The sequence below is a fragment of the Streptomyces sp. NPDC002403 genome (assembly GCF_053593015.1).
Genome location: NZ_JBSFBQ010000079.1, coordinates 15837 through 27295, shown reverse-complemented (window position 1 = coordinate 27295; position 11459 = coordinate 15837). Strand labels below are relative to the sequence as shown.

The window sequence follows — 11459 nt, the reverse complement described above, 5'->3', positions numbered from 1 at the left end:
GCCTCCTGCGCGTCCGGCGACCAGGCCCGCGCATCCCCCACCAGATCACTCACACACCGTAAACGAGCCTGAACCCAAAGCGTTTCGGATCAATAGAGTCCGATCGCTTCGCCGGTACCGCGCCAGGCCAGGGATCCACCGTCGATCAGCCAATCGGCACCGTTGACGAACAACGCTTTGTCACTGGCCAGAAAGCAGACCAGGTTGGCGATATCGTCCGGCTGTCCGATCCGGGGCACCAGATGCGTCGCTGACATGGTGCGCAGAAGAGCCTCCGGGTTATCGGACGCGGCCAGGTAATTGGTCACCATCTCAGTCTCCGTGGAGGCTGGGCAGAGGCAGTTGGCGCGGATGCCGTACTTCGCCAGCTCCACGGCCAGGTTCTTCGTCAGGAGTGTCAGGCCCCCCTTGCTCGGCCCGTACGCCAGGCTGGCTGGATAGCCCGAGACGGAGCCGGTCGAACCCGTATTGATGATCGACGGATTCCGTCGGCTCAGCTTGAGATAAGGAACCGCGAACTTCGAACAGAGCCATGGACCGCGCAAATTGACAGCGAGCACACGATCCCAGGTCTCCAACGCCATCTCTTCGATGGAGAGCGCGGAAGAAAGCGCACTCTCGTGCACTCCAGCATTGTTGTAAAGTACATCGATTCCGTCGTAGGCGTCGACGGCGGCGGACATCAGCCGATCCACCTGGACGGCATCCGTTACGTCGCAGGCCACAAAGAGGACGGCGCCTCCGTCGCCGGAGATCTCAGCCTCAACCCTCTCTCCCGCGTCTCGGTCGGTGCCAGAGATCACGACGTTCGCACCGTATGCGGCAGCCATCCGCGCGGTGCTCGCGCCGATACCGCGGGTTCCCCCGGTGATGACGAAAGTCATGCCGGTGAAGTCGTATGCCATTCCTTGATCCTCCGCTTCGCTGGTCTCACCGAAGGAGAGTATGGACACTCGACGCGGCGAGTCCAGACTGGAGGCCGTGGGACTTTCTCGTGATCATCTATTGATCCGAAACGCTTTGGGTTCCGGGCCGTTGGTGGCGTGTGAGCGATCTGGTGGGGACGCACCTGTCGCCGTCGGCGCAGGAGGCCCTGCGGCTGCGGGCGGTGGCCGCGTTGGTGGCGGGGTGGGACCGTGAGGACGTGGTGGCGGTCTTCGGAGTATCACTGAAGGCGGTCGACACGTGGTGGGCGAAGTGGGGGGCCGGCGGTTGGGACGCGCTGGCCATGCGGCACCGGCCCCCCGCAGACCGCCCTCGGGCGTCACTCGGCTCAGGCCGGTGCTGGCCGAACAGGGCAGCAATGGCTGGCAGCAGGGTTACGACCTCGCCGCCGAACGGTCCCGGGCAGGGACAACCCGGAGATTGTCATGGAGCGCGTCCGCGGCCCTGCCGCAGCGTGTCGTGCCCGTCGCCGAGCTCGTCGTCAGACTGCGGGAAACCGTCTCAAGGACCGAGCCTGACGACGTAGTTACCGCCAAAGACGGGCATCTGACCCGCCGTTCGACGAGCACTCGGAGTCGCGCCACTGGGGCGCTGGCACCGAACCAACTGATCCCTGCTCGCTGGTCACACTGACGTCATCGCCTCAGGTGAACCGTGCCTGCGACGAGGTCGTAGTAGGCAGTGCACAGCCAGCAAAATATGCGCGACGACCAGATAAGGACCTCGCATGAGCATGAGCATGAGACAGAGAACAGTACGCCTGCTCGGGACGGGCTTCGCCCTTGCCGCCGCCTTGGGTTTCGGGGTGGTGACTGCTCCCATCGCTTCGGCTGACTATTCCGTTTGCCCGGCAAATAAGTTCTGTATGTGGCAGAACACCAACTACGACGGCCTGTACGCGTACTCCAGTGAGCCTCAGGCCAACCTGCATGACTTCAACGACCGGGCGTCCTCGATGTGGAATCGCACGGGTGGCTATATCAGCTTCTACCGTGACTCGAATTTCGAGTACTGTCTCGGGAAGATCAAGCCCGGTGGCAGCTCGGCTAACGTGGGTGCCTACGTCAACGACCGCATTTCGTCATTCAGGCCTGGTGAGTGCACCCCCGTTCCTGGCTCCCAGTTCAGTACATTCTGACGATCGGAGCTGCTGCCTTACCTCGTTGGCCTCACACCTTCATCTGGTGTGAGGCCGGATTCCGCAAGATAACGCGAAAGTGCCTTCTGAGGTGCAGTGCCGGCGAGTTGGCCAGTACGTACAGATCAGAGGCTTGCCGATGGCGAGTTGAGGCGGGGTTGTCCTCTGATTGTGTTCCGTGGTTCGTCACTTTCGGTGACGCCCGCTCGAAGGGCAAGGCGCGACAACGGGGCTCCCGGCAGGACAGAAGATCGACCGAGATCCGACTGTCCACAAGGGAACTCCGTTGGGCGCTCAGTGTGTCATTGCCTGCCCGTCGCCCACCGACGTTGCGGGCCAGGATGGCCTGATACGGGCAAGCTCGAAGCCAGCGTCGGCGAGCGGCCCCGGTATTCCGCCTCGGTTCGCTCGCGGCCGCTGACGTTGCACATCATGTGCACATCCCAGGCCGGCGCGAGGGAGGCGCTGCTGTCCTCGGGTAACAGCCGTTCCACGACGAGCAGCTCTGCGTGAGCGGGCATGGCCACGGCGCATCGGCGAAGGATGTCGCGGCACGGTTCTTCGTCCCAGTCGTGCAGCACCCGCGAGAGCAGATAGGCGTCTCCGCCGTCGGGTACGGACTCGGTGAAGTCACCCACGACGAAAGTGCATCGGTCGGCCAGACCGGCCTTCTCTAACTTGGCTCGAGCCGCCGCCGTGTGCTCCCGTTCCAGCAGGACGCTGCGCAGCCGGGGCACCTCTGTGAGCAGTTGTGCCAGTAACTCACCGTTGCCGCCGGCGATGCCCACCACCGTCTCGACGCCTGGACGGTTGACGACAGCAGCAACCGGTCCGAACATGGCGGCGCTGGCGGCCATGCCTCGATCGAACTGCTCACCCCACAGCGGATGCTCCGCGAAGTAGGAGAAGTGATTCGCGCCGAAGTGGTGCTCGAATGCGTCCTGGCCGGTGTGCACGGCGTGGAGCAGCCTGTCGAAGGACGTATAGAAGGGCCCCGTAGAGTCGGGCCAGTGGCCGGAGGGAGTGCTCCAGGTTCTGGCGTAGCAGCAGGTGGAGCGGGTGAGCACATACGAACCGTCGACCGCGGTCAAGTGTCCGAGAGCTGCGAGGTAACGAAGGAATCTATCCAGGCTTCCGGAGTGGACGCCAACGCGCTGCGCCAGCTCTGAGATCGGCAACGGCGACACGGGAGACCCGGTCTGGGGCAGATGGTCGGCGAGGCCCAGTTCGGCCGCCACCGCGATGGCTTGAGTGGCTCAGGCGCCGGTCATGAGCTCCAGCAGCCGCCTGGCCGGGTCGTCCGCCAACTCCTCAGCCACTGCGGACAGATGGGCAGTGAGCGCCACAGGGTAGTGGCCTCGCGCTGGCAGCTCCAGGCGCTGATAGCCGTGGGCGGCGGCCGCGTTCTGCGGGGAGCGGAAATAGAACACGCTTACGTCCTCGTGAGGGCTATATCAACCGCCGTCGGGCAGCATCCCCCAGCCCGGCCAACAGCGCCCGCAGGCCGCCGAGCACCACGTCGTCGGGCGCAGCCACATCCAACGCCAGATGCGCCTCATGCCGGTTCACCCGTTCGCGAGCCGCGACGTGACCAAGGGGCGAACCGTCGGGCGCCGCCAACGTGAAGATCTCGATACCCACGGGTGGGCCGCCCGCTCCCAGCGGGACGGGTGCGCGAAGGATGCCCACCTCCAGATCTTCAATCAGCAGCCTGTAGCGCCGGGCCAACCGTTCCCGTACGACAACACTCGGCGTCGTCTCTCCGACCGCGAGCCCAGCCACCTGCAGTCCGTCACGCAGGCCTTCCGAGGACCGAGGACAGATCAACACTGCGGCGTGGCCGGGTGCGCAGTGTGTGGTGAGGGATGCCCGCTCATGTTCCGAGAGTGCTGGCAGCAGGATTGCCGCCGGTCGGCGGTGCGGGGTTTGCTTGGGTAGTGGGTTGAGTGGACGCAAGCGGTACCTGGGCGACTTGTCCGACAAGCGGTAGGCGTTGATGGAGCCGGTAATCACCGCGCGGAAGACGGCGCATCCCTCAGTCTGCGGGCATCAGGGCAGGTACGAGACGCGGGAGACTGTGAACGCGATCCTCTGCCAGGGCCGACTGTCAGTGAGACTACCTGCCGCGCGATCTGCCGCCCCGCGCGACGTACTACTACTTCGCGAAGTGGCGGGACGACGGAACCGATCAGACCATCAACGAGTTGTTGCGCTGCTCGGTTCGGGAGCAGGCCGGTCGATTGAGGACCCGTCCCAGGTGGTCCTGGACACTCAGAGTGTCCACGCCGCGGTGAACGTGCCCGCAGCGACGACCGGCAAGGACGCTGCGAAACGGGTGCCGGGCCGCAAGCGCGGGATCGCCGTGGACGTGTTGGGCCTGGTCATCGCGGTGGTGGTGCCTGCGGCGAGTGCGAATGACAACGAGGTCGGTATCGCTCTGCTGGACACCGTCACCGAACGGGCTCCCAGCACCGTCAAGGCCCTGGTCGACCAGGGCTTCAAGCATTCGGTCGTGCAACACGGCCGCTCGCTGGGCATGGCCGTCGAGATCGTTGAGCGGAACCCGCAGGATATCGGGTTCGTCCCGAAGTCGATCCGGTGGAGAGTGGAGCAAACCTCGGGATCTTGATAATGCACCGGCGGCTCGTGCGGGACTGCGAATCCCGGCCGGCCAGCTCCTTTTCCCGGGTGCACTGGGCCGAGACCGACCGGATGTGTGGGACATCCCGTGAGGGGCCTTGACCCAAGGCCGGGTAGTTAGCGTTTTCGCTGGTCACGCAAGCCCGTTGAGGGATTCTCGGAGTGGAGCAACGGCGCTCGTTGGTACAGGCAGTCGTCCAGGACAGCTTGTTCACGAGGAGCTCCGTTGCCGTTTCATGATGTCCTGCCGTCTGCCGTGACGGCTATCACCCGTACGGTCACCGTGGCGGCGGGCCGGTTCGCGCCGGGGCATCTGGGCGAGCTGACAGCCGTCGTGCCGTTTGAGCTGGTCGACGCGGTCCTGGAGGAGACGCGGTCGATGCAGCGGCGACTGCGTGATCTCCCGTCGCGGGTCGGGGTGTACTTCCTGCTCGCGATGTGCCTGTTCCCCGAGGTCGGATGCCGGCTGGTCTGGGACAAGCTGACGGCGGGCCTGGACGGGGTTTCGGTGGCTGGTCCGACACCGAAGGCCCTGCGTGATCTGCGCCGTCGGCTTGGAGTCGCACCGGTTCGGGCACTGTTCGAGGTGCTGGCCGGTCCGCTGGCCCGGCCGACGACACCGGGGGTGCGATTCGGTCCGTTCCGGACGGTGTCGTTCGACGGGTGCAGTTCACACAAGGTCGCCGACTCCGAGCGGAACCGGCTCTGGCTGGGGAGGACGTCTCACCAACGGCTATCCGACCATCGAGTTGATGACGCTGGTCGAGACCGGGACCAGGGCGCTCATCGGCGCGGTGTTCGGGCCGCCAGCCGGTGGCGAGACGGGTTACGCCTCACGGCTACTGCATCTGCTGCGGCCGGACATGCTGGTCCTGTGGGACAAGGGCTTCGGCGGCAACAGCTTCCTCGCCGCAGTGAACGCGACCGGCGCACAGGTGCTGGGCCGGCTCCGGGCCAACCGCCGCACCCCGGTCCTGACGCGTCTCGGCGACGGCTCGTACCTCTCGGTGATCGGTACGGAGAAAGTTCGTGTCATCGACGCAACCATCACGGTGACCTGCGCGGACGGGACCGTCTTTGCAGGCTCCTACCGGCTCGTCACTACCCTGACCGACGCCCGCCGCTACCCGGCGGCCGTGCTGGCAGGTATCTACCACCAGCGGTGGGAACACGAATCGGCGTACTACGCCCTCCGCCACACGATCATGAACGGGCGCGTCCTGCGTTCGGGCGACCCGGCCGGCGTCGAGCAGGAGATGTGGGCCCTGCTCACTCTCTACCAGGCCCTGCGGACCGTGATGGTCGAGGCCGCGGAGTCGCTGCCGGGCACCGATCCGGACCGCTGCTGCTTCACCGTCGCGCTCCAGACCGCCCGTGACCAGGTCGTCCAGGCCGCCGCCGTCATCACCGACCCCGCTGAGCCACTCGCCTCGGGCTGATCGGCCACCGGATCCTGACCCGCCTCCTCCCGCCCCGACGCCAGCGGGTCAGCACCCGCAAGGTCAAGTCACCGATGTCCCGCTACAGCACCCGGCACGAGGCCGGCAGGCCCAACAACACCCGCACCGTCACCGGTCTCGACATCACCGTCCTCGGGCCTTCGGAATCCCGCCCTCAGCTCCCCGCCGTCTCCCGCGACGACCGGCACACCGCCCTCGCCGAGCGACGCCGGCACCGAATCCTGGCCCTGCTCGAGAAGGACCCCGACCGCCTCTGGCGTCCCCGTGACATCGCCTCCCATTTCGGCGACATCACCATGGAGACCATGTATCGACAGCTCTCCAGATGGGCCGAGACCGGCCTCATCCACAAACTCGGCCCAGGCCTCTACGCCGCCACAGCATGGCCCCCAACTCCCCTTGCGTGACCAGCGAAAACGCTAACTACCCGGCCTTGGGTCAAGGCCCGTTCAGCCGCTCAACCTTCTTCTGGACAGCATCAAGGGCGGCGCGTTGACGGCCGGGAACCCGGCGGCGCAGGGCGACGAGCTGCGAAGCCAGGGCGCGGGCCTGGGCAGCGTCGCGGGTGCGATCCCACTGGTGGTGGGCTCGGTCGACGGCGTTCTCGACGTCGTGGGCGTCGGGGGCCTGCTGTAGCAAGTCAAGGCGGAGCTGTGCAGCCTGAAGCCACAACTGGCAGGAGGCGCCCGGATCCTGGGCAACTGAGATCAGGTAGGCGCGCACCTCGATCCAGTGGACGGCTGCGATTGTGTTGGTGCCGAGGATCTGTACGGCGCGTTGTTCGGCAGCGACCGCCATGGCGACGGCCTCCTGGTGGCGGCCGGCCCGCGACAGCGCACTGATCTGATCGTGCGGGTCGCTCTCCACTGGGACCACGGCGGTACTGGGTTCGTAGACCGGCGAGACGGTGCGCTGCTTCCTCGGTGGGACCTGAGCTGGGACAGCAGGGGCGGCCTTCGTGGAGAACATGTGCGGCGGCTGGAACATCTGCGCTGCGGGTGTTTGGGCCTGCGTGGGCGGCTGTGGGACCGGTGCGGGGGCTTGCTGCGGCATGGCGGCCGGAACGGGAGCCTGGGCTGCGGGTGCTCTACGGGCGGGCGGGCGCTGTGTGTTCGTCGGTGTCGAGGGTTGCTCGGGGCTGAGGACGAGTACGCCCTCGGCGGCAGGTGCGCGGAGCATGACCTCGTGGTGCAGCCGGTCGGGCGTGGAGCGCTGGCCGGTGCGCAGGATCTGGGCCAGGGCGTGGGCGTAGGCGGGATGGGCGATCCGCCGGCGGCTGGGCGTCGGGGCAATGACGCCGTACGTACGGGTACCGCCAGGGAAATCGAGCGGCTCCTTGTCGAGCCGCTGCCAGACCTCGGCGTCGGCGACCAGATCCACGAAGAGAGTGGTCGTGTCCGGTTGGCGCTGCCGGAGTTCGGACACGAGCCAGGGCCAAGGAAGTGCGGTGTACCGGATCGTTGAGGACGTGGTGCGGGCGAGCGCTAGGTGCACACCTTGCTGGCGGCGGTCGAGCTGCAGCTGGCCGACGAGCACCACGGTGAGCGGGCCCTCGGTCGCGGCGGCACCCCGCACGCGAGTAAGAACGGCCTGCGGGTCTACAGGGTCTGCCAGCTCGATGAGAGTGGCGGCCGCGGTGCCCGCGAGCGCGGCCGGCGGTACGGCGGCAAGCACAGGGATGACGCTGCTCGCCTCGGTTAGTTTGCTCTTGCCAACGGGTGCGGCTGCCAGTAGCAGCACGGTTCCCGGTTGCTCATTCCCCCCGATGATCTGCATCTATTCACCGTATCTGCTGGCCCGTTGACGGCTGGACGACCTTGCGACTATGACCTGCCGACTCACCGGGACCACCCGCCGCAAGTTGGCGTAACCCGGCCCTGCCTTTGAGCTGGTACGGGCAGCGGCATGAGGTTCAAAGAACTCTTCGGCCGGATCGCGGAGAAGGAACACGAACTCGGCGACGCGGCCGACCAGCTGAAAGCCGAAATCGACCAGCTCACGGCCCGCCTGAACGAGGTCGAGCGGACCTCGAACACATTGGATCACCCAGACCGCAACAACCCTGACCGACGGCCTCGGCCGGGAGGCCCCGGCCCGAACCACCGGGACTGCCAGAGTACCCGCTCTACCCGCAGATCCTCGCGGTCTTCGACGCGAAGAAGCAGCCCCTGCGGGCCCGTGACCTGTGCGAAGTCCTCGATCTCGGTTCCCTGCCGAAGAACGTCGAAGGCGTCCGCTGATCGGCGACGCCACCCCATCCCAACCGAAGACGAGGCTAACGAACGGGGCCGTGGAGGGCGTCGGCGAACGCGGCGACGTGGTCGGCTGCCGCATGCAGGCCTTGGGATGCGCCGTACTCGAGCAGGGGGCTGACAAGGGGGACCCGATGACGAAGCTGTCCACGAGTTCTTTGACCTGGGCGGCCTTGGCGGGGGTGGAGACGCCGATGCCGGTGACCACCGGGGTGGGCCCTGCGGCCTGCAGGCGTCGGGTGAAGGCGGCGAGAGAGCGGATGTCGAGTTCACCAGTGTATCCAGTGAGGGCTTCGGCGGCCGGCGCGTACACCCAGCCCGACGCCACGGTCGCCGTGCGCGCCAACTCCTGATCGGTGGCGTCGCGGGCGACAAGGTGCGGGGTGTGGATTCCGGCCTCGCGGGCAGCGGCGATCCACTCGGGGGCGTAGTGGGACGGTAGGTCCACGATCATCGCGCCTGCGGCGTCGGCTGCGGCAAGATCGCGGGCGAATTGGCGGGTCCCGCAGGCGTGAACGGGCTCCCAATACGTCATGACAATTATAGAGGCATCGGTGGTCGTGGCCACTCGGTGCACGGTGTCCATGACATCGCTGGTGCAGGTTCCGTCGCGCAGAGCCTGCTGGTAGGCGGCGGAGACGAGGGGCCCGTCGTAGGGGGCATGGTGATGCGGGACGCCGACCTCGAGGATGTCTGCGCCTCGCGCGGCGAACAGGCGCAGCGCGATCGCGTTGTGATGCGGGGACGGGAATCCGGCGGGGAGGAACACGCCGAGCTGCGGGACAGGGCGGCGGAGGCGCTCGGTCAGCCTGGTCGCGGACTGGGGCAGGGCCGCGCCTCGCGCTGTGAGGGCATCGCTGGCGATGGTCACGGGGATTCCTGTTCGTCCATGTCGGCCCCGGGGCCGGCGTCGAAAGAAGTCGCGGTGCGCAGCGTCGGCTCAAGTGCGGCGCGAATGTTGGCCAGGCCCTGCTGGGGTGTGGCTGCGAAGCGACGCAAGGTGCGCGTCAACGGCGTCCACCGAGGCTTCTGTGACGGAGCAGGCCTGTTGTGTCCCATAGCCGCGTGTGACCGGCCACGGGGTGAGACGACGCCGATGGCGCCAACCTGGCATTGAAGTATGCGTGTTCGCTGTGCAGGCGGATCAGATGGCCCAACTACGCGGGTGCATCACCGGTGCCCAGCGAGTGCGGCGTCCGGGCCGTGTTTGAACGATGCCCCGTTCGGTGGCATGGATTCCGTCGCCGCGGACGGGCTGGCTCTCAGGTGATCCATTCCCCGGCCATGCGTACGTGGGCGCGGTCGCCGCATCGTACGGCGCCACCGTGTCGCACCGTCGTGGCGTTGGGCTGGCCGGGTGTGGCCAATATCGGGTCGCGAACGTTGGGGCGACGTTCATGGCGGCAAGGGCGGGGACCCGACGGCTGCGCGGTGTATCTGCGACCATCACGGTCAGGGACGGTGCGTCAGTTGCAAAGGACACTGGGGACGTACGTGGCGGCCGGCCTTTTCCGGGGGCCGGTGTTGGCTGTGTGTGGTTGGTGGCTGTGGATGGTTATTGGGTGAGGTCGGCGTGGGCGTCTGCGCGGGTGAGGATTTGTCCCATGGCCCGCAGGGCGTAGAACAGACGTGATTTGACGGTGCCTCGTGGGATGTCGAGTGCGGTGGCGACTTCTTCCAGCGAGTGCTCCATCAGGTAGACGCGTCGGACGATGTCGCTCTGCTGTGGTGTGAGTTTGCGCAGGGTCTGCTGGACGGTCAGGGCGCTCAGGACGCGTCCGGAGATGTCTGTGCTGGTGGGCACGTGGCTGGGCCACGAGGGGTTGTAGGCGGTTTCCTTGGGTCGGCACTGGCGGCGTCGGTGGAGGTCGATGAGGAGGTTCTTGGCGACGGTGATCAGCCATGGCCGCGTGAATTCGGGCTCGGCGGAGAGTTTTTCGGCGTTGGACCAGGCGCGCAGCATCGTCTCCTGAACGATGTCTTCCGCCGTCTGGCGGTCGCCGCCGACGCGTGGCAGGAGCAGGGTCGTGAGGTAGCGGGCGTTTTCCGCGTACAGCTGCTCGATGAAGGCAGTGCGCTGCTGCGGGGTGAGTGGCGGAGCCTGTTCTTCGGTCTTGTCCGGGGTGTCTGGGTCCGCGGCCGCGGAGGGGTGTGTGCGGCGTGTCGTGGTCGCAGCCGTTCGGTGCGGCGGCGAGACCGGATCAACGCAGCCGCGCCGAGGGGGGCGCAGCGCGAGGCGTACGGAAGCCGATGGAGAGGAAGCCTGCTGGGGGCGGTTGACGGTGCATGTGGTCGACAGAAGGGGTACGGCAGTGGGTGCTGACATGGATGTCTCGCTTTCCTGGGTGGCGGGCGCCGGAATCCGGCTGCGGCTGTTCGGGTGGGGGAGGCGCTGCGATCGGATCTCGTCCATTGCTGGCGAACGGCTCCTGACACATGGCTGATGCCACTGCATTGCGCTGAGACGCCTGCTGAGCGCTGCGGGAGCCCGGCAGCCCATCGAGGGGCCGACGGCCGAAGAAACCGACGTGCGTTCTTCCGCAAGGCGCTCCACGCTCACATCTCGCGTGAACGGAACCGCCGTGGCCATTGGAGCGCCAGGCGGCGCGTGACTGCTGAGCATGGCTGCCAAGGCTTCGTTACAGACCGCCCGCCGGACGATCGAGTAGCCGATGAGGCCACCTAGTATGTTGGCGATCACATCGCTGACGTCGACCGCACGACCATTGGCGAACGCGACGTACTACAACATCTGGGTGACCTCGGTGGACAGGCCGGCCGCCGCAGGCCGGTCGCCCGGCCGAGCGAGGTCGCCTTCCAGAACAGCAGGGGAGCAGGACGCCCAGCGGGATCGTCGTGATCACGCCGGGCACGAACGCTGCATCCTCGGTCAAGAGAGGGACGGGGTTGATCCGGCTGTACCGGAGGGACTGGTTCGCCCACTCTCCGGTGGTCACCCCGAGCGGGAAGAGGGGCAGCGAGAGCACGGCGTCGGTGTAGAGCGCGGCGATGAGGCGGGTCACG

General features: G+C 66.8%; 11 protein-coding genes and 2 pseudogenes. 6 read left to right on the top strand and 7 right to left on the bottom strand.

Going from position 1 to position 11459, the window contains the following annotated elements:
- Positions 1-89: 89 nt before the first annotated feature.
- Complete coding sequence (locus tag ACWCPY_RS39750; protein ID WP_451273537.1) at positions 90-905, bottom strand: SDR family NAD(P)-dependent oxidoreductase; 816 nt, start codon at positions 903-905, stop codon at positions 90-92.
- 140 nt (positions 906-1045) lie between these two features.
- Between ACWCPY_RS39750 and ACWCPY_RS39745 the strand changes: the two genes are divergently transcribed.
- Both ACWCPY_RS39745 and ACWCPY_RS39740 read left to right on the top strand, forming a co-directional pair.
- Positions 1046-1471, top strand: coding sequence for a helix-turn-helix domain-containing protein (locus ACWCPY_RS39745; RefSeq protein WP_451273535.1), 426 nt, complete (start codon positions 1046-1048; stop codon positions 1469-1471).
- Between the two features lie 201 nt (positions 1472-1672).
- Entirely contained in the window at positions 1673-2083 is a 411-nt protein-coding gene (locus ACWCPY_RS39740; RefSeq protein ID WP_451273533.1) for a peptidase inhibitor family I36 protein, read from the top strand.
- A gap of 302 nt (positions 2084-2385) precedes the next feature.
- On the opposite strand, the gene ACWCPY_RS39735 is transcribed toward ACWCPY_RS39740, so the two are convergent.
- From ACWCPY_RS39735 to ACWCPY_RS39725, 3 genes are read right to left on the bottom strand one after another with little or no spacing between them, the layout of a single operon-like run.
- Positions 2386-3327, bottom strand: coding sequence for a methyltransferase (locus tag ACWCPY_RS39735; RefSeq protein WP_451273539.1), 942 nt, complete (start codon positions 3325-3327; stop codon positions 2386-2388).
- Positions 3328-3339: 12 nt separating this feature from the next.
- Positions 3340-3513 carry a hypothetical protein gene (locus ACWCPY_RS39730; protein ID WP_451273531.1) on the bottom strand — a complete coding sequence of 58 codons (174 nt, stop codon included), beginning with the start codon at positions 3511-3513 and terminating at the stop codon, positions 3340-3342.
- Between the two features lie 19 nt (positions 3514-3532).
- Positions 3533-3724, bottom strand: coding sequence for a hypothetical protein (locus ACWCPY_RS39725; RefSeq protein WP_451273529.1), 192 nt, complete (start codon positions 3722-3724; stop codon positions 3533-3535).
- A gap of 355 nt (positions 3725-4079) precedes the next feature.
- Here ACWCPY_RS39725 and ACWCPY_RS39720 point away from each other — a divergent pair.
- The 4 genes and pseudogenes from ACWCPY_RS39720 (at position 4080) to ACWCPY_RS39705 (ending at position 6590) form a co-directional block, all read left to right on the top strand.
- Positions 4080-4825: pseudogene (locus tag ACWCPY_RS39720) on the top strand (transposase).
- A gap of 154 nt (positions 4826-4979) precedes the next feature.
- Positions 4980-5297 (top strand): annotated as a pseudogene (locus tag ACWCPY_RS39715) (transposase domain-containing protein); the annotation flags it as partial.
- A 178-nt stretch (positions 5298-5475) separates the two neighbouring features.
- The gene (locus ACWCPY_RS39710) at positions 5476-6162 is read left to right on the top strand and encodes a transposase (RefSeq protein WP_451273527.1); all 687 of its coding nucleotides are present in this window, start codon (positions 5476-5478) and stop codon (positions 6160-6162) included.
- A gap of 74 nt (positions 6163-6236) precedes the next feature.
- Positions 6237-6590, top strand: a complete 354-nt coding sequence (locus ACWCPY_RS39705) for a hypothetical protein (RefSeq protein ID WP_451273525.1) — start codon at positions 6237-6239, stop codon at positions 6588-6590.
- A gap of 31 nt (positions 6591-6621) precedes the next feature.
- On the opposite strand, the gene ACWCPY_RS39700 is transcribed toward ACWCPY_RS39705, so the two are convergent.
- The 3 genes from ACWCPY_RS39700 to ACWCPY_RS39690 all read right to left on the bottom strand — a co-directional run bounded on the left by ACWCPY_RS39700 (position 6622) and on the right by ACWCPY_RS39690 (position 11136).
- Positions 6622-7959 carry a hypothetical protein gene (locus tag ACWCPY_RS39700; protein WP_451273523.1) on the bottom strand — a complete coding sequence of 446 codons (1338 nt, stop codon included), beginning with the start codon at positions 7957-7959 and terminating at the stop codon, positions 6622-6624.
- Entirely contained in the window at positions 7960-9306 is a 1347-nt protein-coding gene (gene trpA, locus ACWCPY_RS39695) for a tryptophan synthase subunit alpha (protein ID WP_451273521.1), read from the bottom strand.
- 684 nt (positions 9307-9990) lie between these two features.
- The gene (locus ACWCPY_RS39690; protein ID WP_451273519.1) at positions 9991-11136 is read right to left on the bottom strand and encodes a sigma-70 family RNA polymerase sigma factor; all 1146 of its coding nucleotides are present in this window, start codon (positions 11134-11136) and stop codon (positions 9991-9993) included.
- Between the last annotated feature and the right edge of the window lie 323 nt (positions 11137-11459).